At 66.2% G+C, this 15,939-nt stretch carries 35 protein-coding genes; 34 read left to right on the top strand and 1 reads right to left on the bottom strand.

Going from position 1 to position 15,939, the window contains the following annotated elements; translation table 11 throughout:
• Window positions 1-15: 15 nt before the first annotated feature.
• The gene (locus tag G4X40_RS20165) at window positions 16-531 is read right to left on the bottom strand and encodes a helix-turn-helix domain-containing protein (RefSeq protein WP_277835172.1); all 516 of its coding nucleotides are present in this window, start codon (window positions 529-531) and stop codon (window positions 16-18) included.
• Between the two features lie 456 nt (window positions 532-987).
• Between G4X40_RS20165 and G4X40_RS20160 the strand changes: the two genes are divergently transcribed.
• From G4X40_RS20160 to G4X40_RS20000, 34 genes are all read left to right on the top strand, one after another.
• Entirely contained in the window at window positions 988-1,113 is a 126-nt protein-coding gene (locus G4X40_RS20160) for a hypothetical protein (protein WP_277835171.1), read from the top strand.
• An 85-nt stretch (window positions 1,114-1,198) separates the two neighbouring features.
• Window positions 1,199-1,555, top strand: a complete 357-nt coding sequence (locus G4X40_RS20155) for a hypothetical protein (protein ID WP_277835169.1) — start codon at window positions 1,199-1,201, stop codon at window positions 1,553-1,555.
• Between the two features lies 1 nt (window position 1,556).
• Window positions 1,557-1,727: a hypothetical protein gene (locus tag G4X40_RS20150; RefSeq protein ID WP_277835168.1), complete on the top strand. Its 171-nt coding sequence runs from the start codon at window positions 1,557-1,559 to the stop codon at window positions 1,725-1,727.
• Window positions 1,727-1,957 carry a hypothetical protein gene (locus G4X40_RS20145; RefSeq protein ID WP_277835166.1) on the top strand — a complete coding sequence of 77 codons (231 nt, stop codon included), beginning with the start codon at window positions 1,727-1,729 and terminating at the stop codon, window positions 1,955-1,957. Before G4X40_RS20150 ends, G4X40_RS20145 begins: the two co-directional genes overlap by 1 nt.
• Complete coding sequence (locus G4X40_RS20140) at window positions 1,954-2,205, top strand: hypothetical protein (RefSeq protein WP_277835164.1); 252 nt, start codon at window positions 1,954-1,956, stop codon at window positions 2,203-2,205. The genes G4X40_RS20145 and G4X40_RS20140 overlap by 4 nt, the downstream gene beginning before the upstream one ends.
• Window positions 2,202-2,390, top strand: coding sequence for a hypothetical protein (locus G4X40_RS20135; RefSeq protein WP_277835163.1), 189 nt, complete (start codon window positions 2,202-2,204; stop codon window positions 2,388-2,390). The genes G4X40_RS20140 and G4X40_RS20135 overlap by 4 nt, the downstream gene beginning before the upstream one ends.
• Entirely contained in the window at window positions 2,387-2,641 is a 255-nt protein-coding gene (locus G4X40_RS20130; protein ID WP_277835162.1) for a hypothetical protein, read from the top strand. Before G4X40_RS20135 ends, G4X40_RS20130 begins: the two co-directional genes overlap by 4 nt.
• Window positions 2,638-2,844 (top strand): DNA-binding protein, encoded by a 207-nt coding sequence (locus tag G4X40_RS20125; RefSeq protein ID WP_277835159.1) that lies wholly within the window; start codon window positions 2,638-2,640, stop codon window positions 2,842-2,844. The genes G4X40_RS20130 and G4X40_RS20125 overlap by 4 nt, the downstream gene beginning before the upstream one ends.
• Window positions 2,844-3,116 (top strand): hypothetical protein, encoded by a 273-nt coding sequence (locus G4X40_RS20120; protein ID WP_277835157.1) that lies wholly within the window; start codon window positions 2,844-2,846, stop codon window positions 3,114-3,116. Before G4X40_RS20125 ends, G4X40_RS20120 begins: the two co-directional genes overlap by 1 nt.
• A 100-nt stretch (window positions 3,117-3,216) precedes the next feature.
• Window positions 3,217-3,429: a hypothetical protein gene (locus G4X40_RS20115; protein WP_277835155.1), complete on the top strand. Its 213-nt coding sequence runs from the start codon at window positions 3,217-3,219 to the stop codon at window positions 3,427-3,429.
• Complete coding sequence (locus G4X40_RS20110) at window positions 3,426-3,896, top strand: WhiB family transcriptional regulator (protein WP_277835154.1); 471 nt, start codon at window positions 3,426-3,428, stop codon at window positions 3,894-3,896. The genes G4X40_RS20115 and G4X40_RS20110 overlap by 4 nt, the downstream gene beginning before the upstream one ends.
• Window positions 3,893-4,093 (top strand): hypothetical protein, encoded by a 201-nt coding sequence (locus G4X40_RS20105; protein WP_277835151.1) that lies wholly within the window; start codon window positions 3,893-3,895, stop codon window positions 4,091-4,093. Before G4X40_RS20110 ends, G4X40_RS20105 begins: the two co-directional genes overlap by 4 nt.
• Window positions 4,090-4,899, top strand: a complete 810-nt coding sequence (locus tag G4X40_RS20100; RefSeq protein WP_277835150.1) for a hypothetical protein — start codon at window positions 4,090-4,092, stop codon at window positions 4,897-4,899. The genes G4X40_RS20105 and G4X40_RS20100 overlap by 4 nt, the downstream gene beginning before the upstream one ends.
• The gene (locus tag G4X40_RS20095) at window positions 4,899-5,786 is read left to right on the top strand and encodes a YqaJ viral recombinase family protein (protein WP_277835148.1); all 888 of its coding nucleotides are present in this window, start codon (window positions 4,899-4,901) and stop codon (window positions 5,784-5,786) included. Before G4X40_RS20100 ends, G4X40_RS20095 begins: the two co-directional genes overlap by 1 nt.
• Window positions 5,783-6,769: a recombinase RecT gene (locus G4X40_RS20090; RefSeq protein ID WP_277835147.1), complete on the top strand. Its 987-nt coding sequence runs from the start codon at window positions 5,783-5,785 to the stop codon at window positions 6,767-6,769. Before G4X40_RS20095 ends, G4X40_RS20090 begins: the two co-directional genes overlap by 4 nt.
• Window positions 6,766-6,966, top strand: coding sequence for a hypothetical protein (locus G4X40_RS20085; protein WP_277835146.1), 201 nt, complete (start codon window positions 6,766-6,768; stop codon window positions 6,964-6,966). The genes G4X40_RS20090 and G4X40_RS20085 overlap by 4 nt, the downstream gene beginning before the upstream one ends.
• Complete coding sequence (locus tag G4X40_RS20080; RefSeq protein ID WP_277835145.1) at window positions 6,959-7,144, top strand: hypothetical protein; 186 nt, start codon at window positions 6,959-6,961, stop codon at window positions 7,142-7,144. The genes G4X40_RS20085 and G4X40_RS20080 overlap by 8 nt, the downstream gene beginning before the upstream one ends.
• A 98-nt stretch (window positions 7,145-7,242) precedes the next feature.
• Window positions 7,243-7,479, top strand: a complete 237-nt coding sequence (locus G4X40_RS20075; protein WP_277835143.1) for a hypothetical protein — start codon at window positions 7,243-7,245, stop codon at window positions 7,477-7,479.
• Window positions 7,480-7,546: 67 nt separating this feature from the next.
• Complete coding sequence (locus G4X40_RS20070) at window positions 7,547-8,371, top strand: hypothetical protein (protein WP_277835141.1); 825 nt, start codon at window positions 7,547-7,549, stop codon at window positions 8,369-8,371.
• A complete protein-coding gene (locus tag G4X40_RS20065) occupies window positions 8,368-8,706 on the top strand; it encodes a hypothetical protein (protein WP_277835140.1) in 339 nt (112 codons plus the stop codon). Before G4X40_RS20070 ends, G4X40_RS20065 begins: the two co-directional genes overlap by 4 nt.
• Window positions 8,703-9,095, top strand: coding sequence for a hypothetical protein (locus tag G4X40_RS20060; RefSeq protein ID WP_277835139.1), 393 nt, complete (start codon window positions 8,703-8,705; stop codon window positions 9,093-9,095). Before G4X40_RS20065 ends, G4X40_RS20060 begins: the two co-directional genes overlap by 4 nt.
• 96 nt (window positions 9,096-9,191) lie before the next feature.
• Window positions 9,192-9,458, top strand: a complete 267-nt coding sequence (locus G4X40_RS20055) for a hypothetical protein (RefSeq protein ID WP_277835137.1) — start codon at window positions 9,192-9,194, stop codon at window positions 9,456-9,458.
• A gap of 340 nt (window positions 9,459-9,798) precedes the next feature.
• Entirely contained in the window at window positions 9,799-9,966 is a 168-nt protein-coding gene (locus G4X40_RS20050; RefSeq protein WP_277835135.1) for a hypothetical protein, read from the top strand.
• The gene (locus G4X40_RS20045) at window positions 9,963-10,307 is read left to right on the top strand and encodes a hypothetical protein (protein WP_277835133.1); all 345 of its coding nucleotides are present in this window, start codon (window positions 9,963-9,965) and stop codon (window positions 10,305-10,307) included. Before G4X40_RS20050 ends, G4X40_RS20045 begins: the two co-directional genes overlap by 4 nt.
• Window positions 10,308-10,468: 161 nt before the next feature.
• Window positions 10,469-11,266: a hypothetical protein gene (locus tag G4X40_RS20040; RefSeq protein WP_277835131.1), complete on the top strand. Its 798-nt coding sequence runs from the start codon at window positions 10,469-10,471 to the stop codon at window positions 11,264-11,266.
• A gap of 671 nt (window positions 11,267-11,937) precedes the next feature.
• Window positions 11,938-12,177: a hypothetical protein gene (locus G4X40_RS20035; RefSeq protein WP_277835130.1), complete on the top strand. Its 240-nt coding sequence runs from the start codon at window positions 11,938-11,940 to the stop codon at window positions 12,175-12,177.
• Window positions 12,164-12,400, top strand: coding sequence for a hypothetical protein (locus G4X40_RS20030; RefSeq protein WP_277835129.1), 237 nt, complete (start codon window positions 12,164-12,166; stop codon window positions 12,398-12,400). Before G4X40_RS20035 ends, G4X40_RS20030 begins: the two co-directional genes overlap by 14 nt.
• The gene (locus G4X40_RS20025; RefSeq protein ID WP_277835127.1) at window positions 12,397-12,549 is read left to right on the top strand and encodes a hypothetical protein; all 153 of its coding nucleotides are present in this window, start codon (window positions 12,397-12,399) and stop codon (window positions 12,547-12,549) included. The genes G4X40_RS20030 and G4X40_RS20025 overlap by 4 nt, the downstream gene beginning before the upstream one ends.
• Window positions 12,546-12,920 (top strand): DUF1003 domain-containing protein, encoded by a 375-nt coding sequence (locus tag G4X40_RS20020; RefSeq protein ID WP_277835125.1) that lies wholly within the window; start codon window positions 12,546-12,548, stop codon window positions 12,918-12,920. Before G4X40_RS20025 ends, G4X40_RS20020 begins: the two co-directional genes overlap by 4 nt.
• Before the next feature lie 70 nt (window positions 12,921-12,990).
• Window positions 12,991-13,212: a DUF7427 family protein gene (locus tag G4X40_RS20015; RefSeq protein WP_277835124.1), complete on the top strand. Its 222-nt coding sequence runs from the start codon at window positions 12,991-12,993 to the stop codon at window positions 13,210-13,212.
• Window positions 13,206-13,694 carry a VIT1/CCC1 transporter family protein gene (locus tag G4X40_RS20010; protein WP_277835122.1) on the top strand — a complete coding sequence of 163 codons (489 nt, stop codon included), beginning with the start codon at window positions 13,206-13,208 and terminating at the stop codon, window positions 13,692-13,694. Before G4X40_RS20015 ends, G4X40_RS20010 begins: the two co-directional genes overlap by 7 nt.
• A gap of 745 nt (window positions 13,695-14,439) precedes the next feature.
• A complete protein-coding gene (locus G4X40_RS22985) occupies window positions 14,440-15,093 on the top strand; it encodes an HNH endonuclease (protein WP_408642257.1) in 654 nt (217 codons plus the stop codon).
• A 9-nt stretch (window positions 15,094-15,102) separates the two neighbouring features.
• Window positions 15,103-15,567: a phage terminase small subunit P27 family gene (locus G4X40_RS20005; RefSeq protein ID WP_277835120.1), complete on the top strand. Its 465-nt coding sequence runs from the start codon at window positions 15,103-15,105 to the stop codon at window positions 15,565-15,567.
• The gene (locus G4X40_RS20000) at window positions 15,567-15,938 is read left to right on the top strand and encodes a hypothetical protein (RefSeq protein ID WP_277835118.1); all 372 of its coding nucleotides are present in this window, start codon (window positions 15,567-15,569) and stop codon (window positions 15,936-15,938) included. Before G4X40_RS20005 ends, G4X40_RS20000 begins: the two co-directional genes overlap by 1 nt.
• The last annotated feature ends 1 nt before the right edge of the window (window position 15,939 follow it).

Below are 15,939 nucleotides of genomic sequence, written 5' to 3'. Positions count from 1 at the left end.
AAACACTGTTCGCGGTTACCGTTCTAGGTTTCCCAGCGAGCGAATGGTCGAGGCGATTCCGCCGGGGCTCAGTCGCGAGGTAACAGCGTCGACGAGAATGGCACTGAGTCGGTCGGCGATCTCCTCGGACAGTTCGACTATGTCACTGCCGGCGGCCGCGAGTTCCTTGAGTCGTTGAGCTTCAAGCATCGCTTCAGTGAGGTCTTGTAGCCGCACGGTGCCCATCGGGACGCCAAGCTTGGACTCAACGATCCCGTTCTGCGCGCTGGTCACGGAGTGCGGTAGTAGCGGTTCCGGGTCGCCTTCGCCGGCCCGTACGCGTTCGGTGCTTCCTCGTTCCCAGTCGAGCGCGGTGTCGAATGCCCACATTGTTTTGCGGGGTGTGCGTCCGGTGGGGATGTTTCCGCGTTCCCACTCTCGGACGGTATTTGCGGATGGTCCGCCGCGCTCCTGGACGTCTTCCTGGGTCAGTCCCAATTCTTCGCGCCTGGTGGCCAAGATTTGGGCGAGGCGGTCGCAGTTTGAGGCCATGCGGTTGATGTTACCCCGATGTCTGGTGAACACAACATGTGTGTGAAACAGGTTACAGAACGGACATACCGGGCATTTGACCTGCATCTTTAACTCAGCTACAAAACCTGTCGCCCTATTCGACACGCCGAACTGTGATCACCCACAGATTGCGCTTCCAAATCCGCAATTTGCGGGATAGGCTCTAGGGCATGGTCACCAAGGCGCAACAAGCGAAGTACGACGCGCAGCGTGGCGAAGCCACCAACTGGGCGCGGATGCCGATTCGGCAGACGCGCGAAGCTCTCGGACTGTCCGTCCGTGACCTGGTCGACCTGATGGACCCTCGTGAAAGCGGGAGCCCATGGGGCACAACAACTGTCCTCTACGCGGAGACCGGGCGCCGGGGGGCTTCAGACGAGCTCAGCCGCGCCATCGGTGCCGCGTTCCTCTCAGAGATTCAACGGAGGTTGGTGCATGGAACTGAGCCAGCAGGCGATCGACGAATGGGTGGAAAGCGTCGGCAAGGCACCCGCCGAAACGCTTGACCGTCTCGCCGCCCTTCTGCGGGGCAAATTGCGCATGGTCACCCCGCAGTCTTAGGGAGTTTGACCCTCAAACCGCAAGAGAAGGGCCGTCAGGTGCACCCACACCTGACGGCCCGCGATCACCACGAAAGGAAACCACCGTGGATTCTACGACCACCACCCCCACCGTGACTCTGCAGCACCTCGAGCGGTTCATGGCCAAGCTCGACGAGCTCGCCGAAGACGTCGTGCTCGACGACGCCCGCGTCGCGACCCTCGGCCAGCAGCTCGACCGCATCGAGAAGACGCTGCGCACCCTCGGCAATCTCGACAAACGCCTCGCCGTCGTCGAGCGCGCCATGAACGCGGCCGCGAGGAGCGCCCAGCTCACCTCGCCGGTCGTCCACTTCCATGGCGGCCGAGCCGACCGCGACCAGGCCGACCTGATCCGCGCCGCCGCCGAGGCGATGTCCGCCGCGCTCGCTGACTTCCTCCTCCTCGCCATGAAGGGCAACTGACATGCAGCACCCCGCGTTCACCGTCGAGCGCTCCGACGAGCGCACCGCGCTGCTCTCCCTGCAGCAGCAGGCGCACATCTACGGCGGCACCGTCCCGGCCGCGACCGTCGCGGAGCGCCGGCGCCGCAACAAGGCCGCCCGCAAGTCCCGCCGAATCAACCGGGGGCACTGATGGACGCACACCTGCACACCTACGTGCCGACCGTGCGCACCTTCGCTGTGGTGCACGAGAACGAGGACGACACATTCGGCATGAAGCTGCGATTCGACTCCGCCGACGAACACGGCTCCGCGACGCTCTACCTCACCGAGAAGGACGCCGAGCACCTCATCGCGACCGTCTGCGCCGAACTCGCGATCCTGCGCGAGCGCAACGAGATTGCGAAGGCGGCCGCCCGGTGAGGGTCTTCGTCACGGGCATTGCCGCCGAGGCATGCCAAACAGTCGGGTGTGACTGCGAGAAGCGCTTCGTACTCGAGGTCTGCGCGGTCAGCGACGAGAAGTGGGACGCACTGAACAAGCGGGTCGGCATCTTCGCCCGAATGTTCGGCCGCGAAGCGGCCGTGAACGTGCAGACACAGTCTCTCGATGTGCTGCCCGAGCAGGTGCGGGACCATCTGATGCTCGAGCTGATGGCGGTGCAGGCATGAACACCCGCACCCGTGCACGCCTGGCACGCACGAGCTTCCGGTGCCTCGCCGTCGCGAACGTCCTGTTCGCGGTGTTGCAGATCATCCTCGCGTTCAGCACGGGCGACTCGATCCACTTCGCCCTCGCCGCGATCAACACCGGCGGCGCCGCGGCGGCTGTCTTCGCATTGGAGACCAGCCGATGAACGAGCGTCGAACCCTCACCTTCCCCGGGCGCCGATTCTCCACCGGAGAGGTCAACCTGCAGGCCACCAAGGATGTTGACGGCCAGTGGATTCGGCAGACCGGCTCGCAATTCAACCCGGACACCAACACCACGACCGTCACGTTCGAGGTCCTCACCCCCGAGCAGATCGAGGCCGAGCGCGTGCGCCGCCTCGACCAGGCCCGCTCGGCAATCCGGATCCGCAACTTCTTCGCAAGGAGCCCCCGATGAACAAGAGTGAACTGCTCGCCCTCGGAGCGAGCGCAGACCTGCAAACCGCCTGTCGAGCCCTCGGCATCGGGAAGTCGACCGGCTATGTGCTCGCGAGCAAGGGCGAGTTTCCGTGCCGCGTGATTCGCGTCGGAACGCGGTACATCGTCCCGAACCACGGGCCGGATGGCCTGTTCGCGCTGCTCGGGATCGAGGCCGCGTGATGACCGCAATCGACGTCCGCGACTACTCGATCACGTACGACGCGCTGACCGCCGGCCTCGACGAGCCGATCCCCTACTTCGCCGTCGACCGCGGCGAACTCACCTCCTGGCCGCAGTGGCCCACCGAGGCCGACAAGGAGGTCGTCTACGACGACGACCCGGAGCCCGCGCGCCCGACCAACTGGCTCGACATCGCCCGCGGCTTCACCGCCGGCGCCTCGATGGGCGTCGTGCTCGGACTGGGCCTGTGGTGGACGGAGATCCACGGATGAGCACACTCGGCAACCTCGCCTACGACCTGTCCGTCCTCGTCGGCCTCGCGCTCCTCAGCCTCGGGGTGATCAAGGCCGGCACGTTCCTGGAGGTGTGGTCGTGAACGATCCCGCCGACGCCTGGGACAAGCCCGACTTCTCCAACATGCTCGACCACCTGCCGAAACCGATCGGCAGCGGCGAGTGGACCGTCACCAACTACTCCGGCTACCACCACGCAAGCCAGGACGACCGCGAGTGCATCAGCATCGAGTGGTCGCGTGACGGCGCGGTCGAGTTCGTGTACCTCGTCGCCGAGGCGGTCCGCTCATGACCACCTACGTGGACTGGCGCAACCGCGGCCGCTGCGCCGGACAGGACCCCGAGCGCTGGGTCATCGAGAATCTGCCGCTGCCGAAGCGCGACCGGCCCGCGATCGCGAGGCAGCTGTGCGCAGGATGCCCGACCGATGTGCAGCTCGCGTGCCTGCGCAACGCCGTCGAGATGAAGCTGACCGGCATGGTCGTGGCCGGCCAGATGATCGAGACCACGTGGCATCTACAGCAGGCCGCAGCCGACGCTGGACTCGGCGACCCGCCGGCGCGCAGCCCTCGCGGCCGCAAGCAGACCGTCCAGTGGCCGCGTCCGTGCCAGCGGTGCAACAAGTCCATGCGGCCGTCGCGGTCCACGCGCGACGTGCACCCGGGAACGGTCATGTCCAGCAACAAGAACCAGTGCCTGTACTGCATGAGCCAAATCCGCGCCGAGGCGGCTGCAGCGGCGGAGGTGGTCGCAGCATGACCCTCGAGCAGGCGCGCATCCACATCGGCTACTCGGTCGCCTACACGTCGCCCGCACGGCCCGGACCGTCCAGGCAAGTCGACGAGAGCGGCGTCATCGACCACGTCGACCACCGCTGGATCTGGGTCGAATACGGCCCCAACGGCATCCACAAGACCCATCCCGACAACCTCCGACTCGCAGGAGCCATGAAATGACTGATCTCGACCTGTCCCGCATCACCAACCCGCTTCGTCTCGCGCAGGGCTCGCACAGCGCCGGCAGTGGCAAGGGCTGCGCCATGAACGTCATCAGCTACATCAACGGTGACACCAAGATCACCGACTACCCGTCCTGTTCGGCGCGTCCGCTGGCGTCGCTGGTGCAGATGGTCAATGACAACCTGGCCGGGCCAGACGGGTTCCTGTCGCCCGAGAACGCCGTGATCGCCCTCGATCTCGGCTGGCGCACCGTCGGCACCGCAGGCGTGTCGGACTCGGTGATTCACGAGTGGATGGCGGAGATGCTCACCTCGCCGGTGTGGGGTGCGATCCGTGCGGCCGACAAGGACGGCGCTGTCGTGATCGAGCGCATCGCGGAGATGCACCGCAAGGTCGCCAAAGGTGAGATGGAAAGCGCCCGGTCCGCCGCCTGGTCCGCCGCCGAGTCCGCCGCCCGGTCCGCCGCCTGGTCCGCCGCCGAGTCCGCCGCCGGGTCCGCTGCCCGGTCCGCCGCCTGGTCCGCCGCCGAGTCCGCCGCCCGGTCCGCCGCCTGGTCCGCCGCCGAGTCCGCCGCCTGGTCCGCCGCCGAGTCCGCCGCCTGGTCCGCCGCCGAGTCCGCCGCCTGGTCCGCCGCCTGGTCCGCCGCCGAGTCCGCCGCCGAGTCCGCCGCCGAGTCCGCCGCCCTCATCGAGTTCACGAACCACGCCATCGACGCATGGCGCAGGATTTCCGGCCTCGACGAGAAGCCCGTCGACACCAACGTCATCGACGTGGCCCTCGGGCAGATGCAGGCGGTTCGCTGATGAAGACCACCGATCCGCTCGCCCCCGGCGGTGAGCAGTGGCTACGCACGATCAGCCCGTCCAAGGTTGCCGCCATCCTCGGCGTCAGCCGCTACGAATCGCCCTACCGCCTCTGGCATCGACAGAAGGGACTCGTTCCCACCGAGGGACCGAAGGACATCTTCACTGCCGGCCACGCGTTCGAGCCCGCGCTCGCGTACCTGTGGCGCAACGAGAATCCCGGCTGGCTCCTCTCGCCCGGCGAGGTCCGGATCACGCGCGACGATCTCGGCTTCCCCGCGGTGTGCACCCTCGACCGGCGTGCCCGGCGCGGCGGGGCTCGGCGCATCGTCGAGTTCAAGACCACGCGCGACCTTGCCGACTGGGGCGACGACTTCACCGACCAGGCCCCCGCCGACTACCTCGCGCAGGTCCAGTTCCAGATGCACCTGACCGGGTTCACGAAGTGGCCGGCGCACCTGATGGTCATGGGCCCGTTCTTCCAGTGGCACACCTACGAGGTCGAGTACGACCCCGAGTTGTGCGCAGTGATCGAGGACCGCTGCCGCGCCTGGCACGCCTCGCTCGCACTCGACGTCCCGCCCGAGCTCGACGACACGGTCGCCACCTACAACTGCGTGCGCGCACTGCATCCGGAGATCGACGGCACCGAAGTCCAGCTCGACGCCGACCTTGCCGTCGAGTACCTCGAGGCCGACGCCGAAGCGAAAGCCATCGATAAGCGGCTACGCGCCGCCAAGACCCGCGTGCTCGACGCCATGAAGAACGCCAAGACCGCCAACTGCTTCGACCAGAAGGTCGCAGACCGGCGACCGGGTCGCGGCGGCGCAGTCAGCTTGTACGCCAACGGAAAGTCCCTCGACTCACTCAAGGAGCTCGCAGCATGACCACTGAACTCGCCACCCAGGGCGGCGCCGAACTCGCGACAACGACCGCCGGCGACCTCGTCGGAACGACCGAGGATCGCGGCGTTTACCGCGGCGGCCACTCCGACTGGACGCCGGAGCAGCGCGACCAGCTCCGCGCGCTCGGCGGTCTCGACGAGGCCAGCGACGGCGACATTGCGATGCTCAAGGCTGTCTCCGACCGGTCCGGACTGGACCCGTTCGTCAAGCAGGTCTACCTCGTCGGCCGCAAGACGAAGACCGGCGGCTACCGCGGCGAAGCCGAACGCTGGGAAACGAAGTGGTCCGTCCAGGTCGGCATCGACGGCTTCCGCGCCGTCACCCACCGCTACGCGTCCGAGAAGGGCCTGATCGTCGAGATCGGCCGACCCGTCTTCTACAACGCCGACGGCGACCCGCAGAAGATCTGGCTGCGCAAGTGGGGCTACCCGGCGGCCGCAGAGGTCACTATCACGGTCGGACAAGCCACCGCGACCACAGTCGCCACGTGGGACGAATACGTGCAGACCAAGCGCGACGGCAGCCCGAACTCGATGTGGGACAAGATGCCCACGGTCATGCTCGCCAAGTGCGCAGAGGCGCAGGCGCACCGGCGCGTCTGCCCGCTCACCGCCGGCATGCACGAGGCCGCCGAGATGGCCCACCTCGACTCCGAGCCGGTCCGTGTCGTATCCGAACGCGTCGCCGGTCCCCGCGGCGGCACCGCGGCGCTGCGCGAGAAGCTCGGCGTCGCCTCAAATCCGAGCGCAGAAGTGGACACTGCCCAGGTCGAGGCACCTGCGAAGGCGACCGCAGCTGAGGTGAAGTCGCTGCGCGCCGCACTCGACACCGCCGGCATCACCACCGAGGAACGGCCCGCCTTCCTGGCTGCCCGCGTCGGCCACGCGGTCAAGGCCCTCAGCGAGCTCACCTCGGCCGAGATCGCGGCGGTGCTGGACTTTCTCGCCAACGGCGAACCGGCGTGAGCCTCTACACGGTCGCAGCCAAGGGCTGCGACGACAACACCAGGGTCGAGATCGAGCTGACCGACACCGAGGCCGCAGCCGTTCGCAAGGTCGCCGAAGCCGTCACGGCCGCGTCCACCTACTCCTGTGAGCCGCGCCTCTACATCCACCTCGCATCACCGAACGCCAACCACGAGAAGGGAACCAACCATGAGTGACACCTCCAAGGACGTCGTCCGCATCTTCAAGCAGGAAGGCCAGTGGCGCTGGGAACGCAAGACCGCCAACGGTCAGATCAACGGCAATTCGCACCGCCGATGGGCGAGCCGCAAGGACGCCGAGAACAACGCGCGCAAGGTGTGTGCCGCGCCGGCGAGCTTCAAGGTGGTCGAGTGAACATCTCCGGCGTCCGACTCGGCGGCTCCCTGCCGAGAACAGAAGGTCTCAACGGTCTGCCGAGCATCCAGGATGAGCTCACATCGGAGCCGTCAAAGATGCACGTCGCGGTGATCGTGTTCGACGTCGCCAGCACGAAGGTCGACACGGACACGGGCGATGCGATCCCCACGATCCGTGTGCGCCGCGTCGAGCCGATCGGCCGGTCCGATGACCGTAAGCAGCTTGAGCGGCTCGTCATGCGCGCGTTCGAGGAACGCACGGGCACCACCGTGCTGCCGCTCGAGCTCGAAGACGAGCTGCGCGCAGCGTTCGGCAACGACAGCACCGAGTGATCCACCCATCCGGGGCCGGCCACGGTCGGCCCCGGATGGCTCTACAACCCACGAGAGGAGGCGACGCATGAAGGCCGTGCTGCTGTCATCGACCTACTATCTCGACCCGGCCGTAGCCGGTCTCAGTGGCGACGCCGAGCGTCTGTTCACCCGGGCGATGGCCTACTGCGGCGCCGCCGAAACGCGCGGTTTCGTGCCCCAAAGTGTGCTGAAAACGTTCGGAATTCGTTCGGTTTCGCGACGAGTTTTGGAACTAATCGCGTCCCGTTTGTGGGTTGAAACCGACACGGACATGGACGGAAATCCGGTCCGCGGCTACTACTTCCGCAACTGGGACCCGTGGCAGGAAAGCGGCAATAAGCTGGTCGAACGCCGCAGGAACGACGCGGAACGGCAGCGCCGGAAGCGTCAACGGTCCCGCGAAAGTCACGACCCCGTGTCACGTGACATGTCACGTGATGTCACGCCCCCAATAGAAGTAAAGGCAAAAGAAGGTACTTACGTACCTTCTAGGGCATCTCACGTAAGTGACGCGCGCGATCCGTCCGAGACGCCAGGATCGCCGGTCGACGTCGACGGCTGGAAGCTCGTTCGCGCGCTGATCCCGATCGAGCACCCGCAGGCCGTCCGGACCGCGCTCGCGATCGAGTCCGGCGCGTTGCTCAAGTCCGGCACGCCAGAGCCCGATGTGCACGCGGCGCTCGAACGCTGGCTCGCCAAACCGAACCTCGGTCCTCGAACGCTGCCATCGCTGGTGTCCGAGGTGATCCGCGAACGCGTGCCGGCCACTGCGACGCCCGGCCGCGGAACCTCCACCGCCAAGGCCGAAGGCTGGCTCAACCTCGGCCAGCAACTCGCAACCCCCAACTCCCAGAAAGCGATCGACCAGTGACCACACCCGCAGAAGCCGCCAAGGTCCTCGCCAAATGCTCCTGCTTCGACCCGGTGTTCAGCAAGCCGGACGCCGCACTCGCTACTGGCTGGGCCGAGGCGTTCAGCCGCTACGAGCTCGAGCTCGTCGACCTGCTCGCCGCCGTCACGAACCACTACTGCGAGTGCGCCGACCGGGCCATGCCGAGCCACCTGATTGCGCAGGCCCGCAAGCTGCGCCGCGAACGGTCCGAGCGTGAGACGGCGATCGAGCGTCGTGCTCGCGAGGGCCGCATCGACCACCAGCTCGAAGCGCGCATGACGGCGCTCGGCAACGCGTTCGCGATCGACCGATGACCCGCAACCGGGCCTCCGCGAAAGCCGCCGGCCGCACGTTCGAGACCCAAATCGCCGGGTACCTGGCCGCGCACATCGACGATCGGATCGAGCGCCGCCGCCTGAACGGCACGAACGACCGGGGCGACTTGACCGGCCTCAAGGTCCACGGTCTGCGCGTCGTTGTCGAGTGCAAGAACTACGGCGGCCGGGTCGAGATCAAGCCGTGGCTCGACGAGGCCGAGATCGAGCGCGGCAACGACCATGCGGATATCGCACTCGTTGTTGCGAAAAGGCGTCTAACGACGAAACCGGGCGATCAGGTCGTGCTCATGACGATCGACGATTTCGTCGCTCTCGTGACCGGCCAGAGGCCAGGAATGGGCAGTGGGGATCGAGCCGATGACTGACTCGGAGCGATATCTCACCCCACCGGAGCCGGCCGACTGGCCCGAACCGGACCCCGACCACGAAACCGACCTGTACCGCGAACGACTGGAGGACTGATGACCGACCAGAAGGCCAACTACGGCGTGAGCATGGCGGGCAATCCCGAGTTGCCGGTGTGGATACGACCTACCGGTTGTGAGTGCGAAGTTCCGCGCGCCACGAAATCAACCAACGTGTGCGCAGGAACTCTGCCGAGCGACTGGTGCGAGCACTGGGAGTTCATCGGCTACATGGAGGACGCCGATCATCCGACCGCCGATCAGCTCGCGTCCGGATTCGCCTTCCCGCTGAGCAAGTTCCGCGACAACCTCGAGGAGGACTGATGGACACCACCGGACCGACCTGGACCGCCTGCGGCCACTCGCTGCAGTACCCGCCGATGCGCCTCGCGCTCGCGCTGCTCCTGGGGTGGTGTGCATGAAGATCACAGGATCCTCGTTCAGCGGGTGGGCTTGCGGCGAGTGTGGCCTGCCTATCGCGTCCGACCGCGGCCGATACTGCGCCGAGTGCGAACCGCCGCGGACCCCGTTCCCGCACATGCGCCGAATCCACACAGCCACGGGATCCCGCATCTCGCCACCACTCGAATCGTCATGGAGTGACCGCCTCAAGCTCGAATGGCTCGCTGCCGGGACACGCGTCGACACCGGCCTTCGAGTGTGGGTGCTCGAAACGAAGTACGAGATCGACGGACGTCCACAGCGCGGCTACTGGTCGATCCTGGTCGGCACATCATCCTGCGGTCCGTTCGACTACCGCTCGGCATGGACATACCTCACGGGCGTTGCCACCGGCGCCGAGCAATCCCGGCGGCCGGAGAGCCACCTGTGACCGAACCGACCATGGAGCAGCTGATCGACGACCAGCTCAACGAGGCCACCAAGTCAGACCCGGTCGTCGATGCACTCGTCGAGTGGATGCGCGAGGCTGACCTGTACCGCGATGGCCGGCGCACCCAGCGCGGTGTGAACCTCGTCGGCAACGAGGTCATCGCGAAGCCCTACGCGCACATGATCGCCGAGCACCTCGCCGAGCACGGCCCGGACCTCGGGCTGCTGACCGACTTTCTGCTCGACCCCGAGCGCGCCGGCAAACACGTCCGCGCCTACGCGTTCGCCCCACAGATCGCGGAGGGCATCGTCCACATGCTCGACCAGGAAGGGTTGCTGTGAGCCCACAACCGTTGCCATCTGGCAATAGAACCCTCGACCTCGACACCGTTGTCCAGGTCATCGCCCGACTCAAGTCGAAGCTCTACCCGTGGATCCACATCAAGCGGAAAGCTGACGGCACCGTGGTGGTGACGATCAGTCCGAAACCTTAAGGGGCGCAAGTGAACCGATGCGTGAACTGCTCAATTGTCGCCCTCGACGCGTTCCTGTGCACCAACTGCACAGCGGTGCTTCGGGCGGACTTGACGTCCGCCGAGTGGCTCGCGAATGAACTCGACGTCACGTTGACCCGCCAGTCCCGCACAGCGGCACCCAACGTCGGATACGTCCACACGGGCAGCGATGAGACGCCGCTGCCGTTCGACGAGCGCGCTTCGATCGCTGCAGCGCTGCTGCGGAACACGCTGTCGACCTGGGCGCGCGATGCTACCGAGAGTCGCGGCCTGGTCTACGACGGCGACACGACAACCGCCGGCATCGCGCGATGGCTTCGCGGCAACGTTGACTCGCTCCGGCAGTCGGCCACGGTCGGCGAGCTGATGGACGGCGTCGCATCCGTTGTTCGTGACTCGGTCCGTGCGATCGACGCGCGCGCCATGAAGATCTTTCAGGGTCCGTGCCACGCACCGACGGCATTCGGGAAGTGCCAGGCGGAACTGTGGTCGCACCGTTCTGAGCCGATCATCCTGTGTGTCGAATGCGGCGCGTCTCACACATGGACGGGGCGTCAGCAATGGCTCGATGCGATCATCGAGAATCGTCTGCTCACAGCCGCCGAACTAATCGACGCAATCTATCTACGTCGCGGTATTATGTTGCAGGAGAAACGAATTCACGAATGGGCATATCGCAACCGATTGCGCGTTCGAGGCAAGACGTTCGACCGTCGACCGCTGTATCGCGCAGGCGACGCATTCAAACTCATTCGCAAGCAGGAAAGGGCCTCAGGCCGACGATGAGCACGCGCACAGGTGGCACGAACACTCCCCATCCCGATTCCCCGACCGACAACCGATGCGCCTGGACCATGTGCAACGTCTTCGTGGCGCACCGTTACATGGACGTCGAAAGGCTTGACAAGATGCGGATCACATCCTGGTAAGCTGCGCTTGCGCGAGCGGTCTCCACATTGGGACTGCTGCGCATTCGCATTTCAGCCCCAAAATCTTCGTCGCAGCGCGTCAACCCGTCCTTTCTGGCTCAACGGCAAGCGCGCCCAGCATCCGTCTCCAGTCGGTAGGCGCTGCTGCGCGCTGCGACGAACACACGTCCGGCCCCGGAACTCCGAAATCACTCACCGGACCGGGGCCGGCACCCTCTTCCGTCCGCACTCGATCGTCGGAGAGGAGGTGACTCGCATGTTCACCACCATCGCGACCGACGTCCTGGACCTCGTTCCCGGCGTACTGAAGCTGTTCAAGGACGTTCTCCCGTACGTCTCAGGCCTGTCCGCCTGATCCTCACCCGTCCATCCGCTGCGTCGTCGCGGTCGCAGCGGATGGGCACCTCCACACCGCAAGGAGGCCCGGATGTTGCCGATCACCGCGCTCATCCGCGAATGGATCATCAGCCTGATCGTCGAAGCGATCAACCGCGCCGAGATCCACGTCAACATCACCGCAGGCCCCCGATGAGCAACCCACTCGAACGCATCGACGCCGCGCTACGCCTCGCGCACCACGGACTCGACAGCCACGGATACCGAATGCGCCGCAAGGACATTTCCGCGCACATCGACAAGTTGCTCGACCAACGCATCGACATTCTGCGAGGAGCCATGCCCGAAGATCACGAGATCAGCATCGGCGAGCGCCTGGACGCCGACACCATCGCCGCGCTCAAGGCGAAGGTTGCCGATGCCCAAGACTGACCCGGCGGTCGCGGTCCTCGCGAACAACCTGTCCACGATCATGTGCCCCACCGACGACGGCCTCGGCGAACGCCGCATCTCACTGCCGCTTTTCAAGGGCGGCACCGAGAACCGTGTCGCCATGCAGGTGGCCGCCGGCATCGTGCACCTGATGCGCGAGAACGGGCTGATGCCGAAACTGCCGCCGAAGCGGCGCGACAAGCCGAAGAAGGCCAACCCGTGAGCCCGATGACCGAACGCATCTCGAAGCAGCAGCGCAAGCAGGTCATCCGGGTCGCGCTCGGACTGCTGCAGCGCATCGACGTCGATGCGACCGTGAAGACCCGCAAGGACGGCTCGACCGTCATCACGATTCCGGCGGCCGCGAAGTGAAGCCGGCACTCTGGCATCGTCACCCGGCCGTGCGCAGCGGCGAACAGCTCACCTTCGGCGAGCGCGCTGCTGACCGTGCGGTCGCCGCGATGGGCTCGTGGTCATTCATCTGGGGCCAGACCGCAGTGATCGTCGTGTGGATGATTCTGAACACCGTTGCCTGGTGCACGCACTGGGACCCGTTTCCGTGGATCCTGCTCAACCTCGTGTTCTCGACGCAGGCCGCCTATGCCGCGCCGCTCGTCCTGCTCGCGTCTCGACGCGCCGACCAGAAGAGTTCCGAGCGCGCAGAACTCGACCTCGACACCGATCGCGAAGCGCTCGCGCTGCTTCGCCGGATCGACGCCAAGCTGAACGGGGGCGCATCATGACCGCTGCGATCCTGCTGCCCGTGATCTTCCTGCTCATCGCAGGCCCGTTCATCTACGGAGTGCGCCACCGATGACCGGCGCGCGCGCGTGGCTGATCCTCGCCGCGAGTATCGTCGCCTACGAGATCGCAGCCCCGGACGACCAGCTGCTCTCCGAGGCTGCCGATCGTGCCATCGTGCGCCGGCCGATCCTGACGCGTTGCGCAGTGGCACTTGTCGCCGCGCACGTCGCGAACCTGATTCCCGCCAGGATCGACCCGATCCACCAACTCACCCGGCTACGTCGATGCTGAGCAAGCTCAACTGGCTACGCGCCGCGGTGCTCGGCGCGAACGACGGCATCGTCTCCACTGCCGGCGTCATTTTGGCCGTCGCATCCGCTACCGCGAACAGGAACACGATCCTCACCGCAGCGATCGCCGCACTCGTCGCAGGAGCCGTCTCAATGGCACTCGGCGAATACGTTTCCGTCGCTGCGCAACGCGACGCCGAGCAGGCCGCGCACGACACCGAACTCGTCAACCCAGCACAGGCCGCGATCTCGTCGGCGGCATCGTTCACAGTCGGCGCAGCGCTACCCACGATCGCGGTACTGCTCGCACCCGCAACTGGACGCATCACCGTCACCTACATCGCGGTCATGCTGGCACTCGCGATCACCGGCACGCTCAGCGCCCGCTGGACGCACACCAACACCGCACGATCGGTGGCGCGCATCGTCATCGGCGGCGCACTCGCACTCGCAGCGACCATCGTCATCGGCTCGCTGATCTGATGCGCAAGTCGCCCACACCGTGCACCACATGCGGCAGACCGGTCGTCAGCGGCGGCAAGTGCGCACGACACCTCGCTGAACACCGACGACGCACAGACGACAAGCGCGGCAACGCATCACAGCGCGGCTACACCAGCGACGGACACCGAGCATTCCGTACAGCAGTCCTCGAACGTGATGGATGGACGTGCCGTTTGTGCGGTGCCGTCGCGACCGTCGCAGACCACCACCCGACCAGCCGACGGGACCTGCTCGCCCGCGGACTCGACCCCGACAACCCGGCCGCCGGCCGCGCGCTCTGCGTCACCTGCCACAACCGGCACACCGGCCTGACGGAAGGCTCACGGAACCTCCCCCAGAACCGGCGCTGAGAGGTCCTCTGCCGCAACGGCGGAACCTCGCAGCGCCACGCCTACCCGAGACCCCTGGATGGTGCCCCTGCCGCCATCGGAGAGCCCAAGGGGAGCCGCCCGAGGCCCATCAGGGAGGGCGGGGGGTCGCAATCCCTGGAGGGCTGCGCGAGGAGCCGTTCTCCCATGGTTCCCTGCGTCGACACGAGTCCGAATCGATTTTTTCGAGAGTTGCATAGGTCCAATTTCATAGCGCGAAGGCGAGGTTGACGGTGCCCGAAGTCGTTCGACCGGAGGCTGCGATCTGCGGGCGGTGCGGTTGCTCACTGCCAGTCAAACCCGGTCCTGGTCGACCTCGGAAGTTCTGCGCCGACTGCGGTGAGGCTCGCGGAAATATGAAGCGCGGCCAGCAGAAGCGGTGCGAAGGCTGCGGTCAGCTTATGCCACCGATGGCCGGTCGGGGAAGACCTCGGAAGGTGTGTTCAGAGCGGTGCTATCGGCGAGTTCGGCCACCCGTCCACATTGACCGGGCGACCGATCGGACGTGTCGTCGCTGCGGCAGCGGGTTTCGCGCCAAGGGGCAGCGGATGTACTGCGCCGAAGCGTGCAAGTCGGCCGAGATGATCGACCGGAAGGTCTCACGGCACCGAGAGGGTCTGCCTCAGCCGTACGACCGACCGTGCGCCTGGTGCGGTACCGAGTTCCACTGCAATCCCAGGCTTCCCGGCATTACCCCGCGGTTCTGCTCTTCGGGTTGCTCTTCGGCGTCCGGAAAGTCTCGTCGGCGCAAACGGATGCGCGGAGGAGCGACGGAGGTCATCGAGAGGTTCGAGATCGGTGAGCGCGACGGTTGGAAATGCGGAATTTGCCAAGGCCGGATCAACCACTCGTTACGTCACCCAGACCCGAAATCGGCCTCCCTGGACCACATTGTGCCGATCTCGGTCGGCGGTACTCACACTCGCGAGAACGTCCAGATCGCGCATCTGGTCTGCAACGTTCGCAAGGGCAATCGCGGAGCTGGCGAACAGCTCGCGCTGATCGGCTAGGAGGGCTCGATGCCAAAGAGGAACGGACCTCCAGCGCGACCGAACCACCTCAAGATCCTTGAGGGCGCGCCGGAGTCGCGCATTAACCGCAACGAGCCGACACCGGCGCGCGCGGACGAGATCAAGCCGCCACCGGGGATGACTGCGAAGGCCCGTGCGATCTGGCGCAAACTCGCACCGGATCTGATCGACAAGGGAGTCTTGACGTCCTGGGACGTCTACACATTCGCGATGTACTGCAACGCAGTGGCGGACTACGAGGCCGTGCGCAAGGCGATGGGCACGAACTACGTCGTGCCTGGGTCGATGAATCAAGACGTTCGGTCCCCCTACTGGAATCAGATGGTCAACGCAGCCGCGCTGGCCGACAAGTTTGGCTCGCAGTTCGGTCTCAGCCCGTCCGACCGGGCCCGGCTCGTAATCGCTGGCGATGACGCTCCCCGTGAGCTCGGTGCAGAAAGGCTGCTGTCCTGATGGGCGAGATTGACTACGAGGGCCGCGTCGTCGGCCTGAACGCGGGCCTGCCGACCGGTTCGCAGACGGCCACGGCCGCTGCGGCCACTGCGGTCACTGTGACCGTGCCTGCGGCCGTCGGCCGGGCGCAGTGCATCGACTTCGTCGCAGTGTCGTTCTCGGGTGCCGCTTCGGGCCCGGTGACGCTGACCGTCGCCGACGGCGCGACAACGGTGCTGACGCTCGACCTGTCGCTCGCGGTCGGCGCGCCGTTCGTGTTCCTGCCGCCGTCCGGTCTCGCCGGGTCGACGGGCAACGCCGTCGCAGTCACCGTGTCGGCGCCGGCCGCAGGGTCGGTCTGCAAGCTGACGGTCGGCTCGGTCGCCCTGTAAC

Origin of the sequence: Speluncibacter jeojiensis (genome assembly GCF_029589495.1) — a bacterium.
Classification (GTDB): Bacteria; Actinomycetota; Actinomycetes; order Mycobacteriales; family Mycobacteriaceae; genus Speluncibacter; species Speluncibacter jeojiensis.
The sequence above is the reverse complement of the archived record's forward strand: the minus strand, read 5'-3'. Positions and strand labels throughout refer to the sequence as shown.

Bases quoted from the DNA above. Each gene is read 5' to 3' on its own strand.
- G4X40_RS20010 (WP_277835122.1), top strand. From the start codon at position 13,206: ATGCTGAGCAAGCTCAACTGGCTACGCGCCGCGGTGCTCGGCGCGAAC.
- G4X40_RS20000 (WP_277835118.1), top strand. From the start codon at position 15,567: ATGGGCGAGATTGACTACGAGGGCCGCGTCGTCGGCCTGAACGCGGGC.
- G4X40_RS20160 (WP_277835171.1), top strand. From the start codon at position 988: ATGGAACTGAGCCAGCAGGCGATCGACGAATGGGTGGAAAGCGTCGGC.
- G4X40_RS20090 (WP_277835147.1), top strand. From the start codon at position 5,783: ATGACCACTGAACTCGCCACCCAGGGCGGCGCCGAACTCGCGACAACG.
- G4X40_RS20070 (WP_277835141.1), top strand. From the start codon at position 7,547: ATGAAGGCCGTGCTGCTGTCATCGACCTACTATCTCGACCCGGCCGTA.
- G4X40_RS20100 (WP_277835150.1), top strand. From the start codon at position 4,090: ATGACTGATCTCGACCTGTCCCGCATCACCAACCCGCTTCGTCTCGCG.
- G4X40_RS20110 (WP_277835154.1), top strand. From the start codon at position 3,426: ATGACCACCTACGTGGACTGGCGCAACCGCGGCCGCTGCGCCGGACAG.
- G4X40_RS20165 (WP_277835172.1), bottom strand. From the start codon at position 531: ATGGCCTCAAACTGCGACCGCCTCGCCCAAATCTTGGCCACCAGGCGC.
- G4X40_RS20030 (WP_277835129.1), top strand. From the start codon at position 12,164: ATGCCCAAGACTGACCCGGCGGTCGCGGTCCTCGCGAACAACCTGTCC.
- G4X40_RS20105 (WP_277835151.1), top strand. From the start codon at position 3,893: ATGACCCTCGAGCAGGCGCGCATCCACATCGGCTACTCGGTCGCCTAC.
- G4X40_RS20130 (WP_277835162.1), top strand. From the start codon at position 2,387: ATGAACGAGCGTCGAACCCTCACCTTCCCCGGGCGCCGATTCTCCACC.
- G4X40_RS20015 (WP_277835124.1), top strand. From the start codon at position 12,991: ATGACCGGCGCGCGCGCGTGGCTGATCCTCGCCGCGAGTATCGTCGCC.
- G4X40_RS20060 (WP_277835139.1), top strand. From the start codon at position 8,703: ATGACCCGCAACCGGGCCTCCGCGAAAGCCGCCGGCCGCACGTTCGAG.
- G4X40_RS20120 (WP_277835157.1), top strand. From the start codon at position 2,844: ATGACCGCAATCGACGTCCGCGACTACTCGATCACGTACGACGCGCTG.
- G4X40_RS20055 (WP_277835137.1), top strand. From the start codon at position 9,192: ATGACCGACCAGAAGGCCAACTACGGCGTGAGCATGGCGGGCAATCCC.
- G4X40_RS20150 (WP_277835168.1), top strand. From the start codon at position 1,557: ATGCAGCACCCCGCGTTCACCGTCGAGCGCTCCGACGAGCGCACCGCG.
- G4X40_RS20125 (WP_277835159.1), top strand. From the start codon at position 2,638: ATGAACAAGAGTGAACTGCTCGCCCTCGGAGCGAGCGCAGACCTGCAA.
- G4X40_RS20145 (WP_277835166.1), top strand. From the start codon at position 1,727: ATGGACGCACACCTGCACACCTACGTGCCGACCGTGCGCACCTTCGCT.
- G4X40_RS22985 (WP_408642257.1), top strand. From the start codon at position 14,440: ATGAAGCGCGGCCAGCAGAAGCGGTGCGAAGGCTGCGGTCAGCTTATG.
- G4X40_RS20005 (WP_277835120.1), top strand. From the start codon at position 15,103: ATGCCAAAGAGGAACGGACCTCCAGCGCGACCGAACCACCTCAAGATC.
- G4X40_RS20035 (WP_277835130.1), top strand. From the start codon at position 11,938: ATGAGCAACCCACTCGAACGCATCGACGCCGCGCTACGCCTCGCGCAC.
- G4X40_RS20075 (WP_277835143.1), top strand. From the start codon at position 7,243: ATGCACGTCGCGGTGATCGTGTTCGACGTCGCCAGCACGAAGGTCGAC.
- G4X40_RS20080 (WP_277835145.1), top strand. From the start codon at position 6,959: ATGAGTGACACCTCCAAGGACGTCGTCCGCATCTTCAAGCAGGAAGGC.
- G4X40_RS20135 (WP_277835163.1), top strand. From the start codon at position 2,202: ATGAACACCCGCACCCGTGCACGCCTGGCACGCACGAGCTTCCGGTGC.
- G4X40_RS20095 (WP_277835148.1), top strand. From the start codon at position 4,899: ATGAAGACCACCGATCCGCTCGCCCCCGGCGGTGAGCAGTGGCTACGC.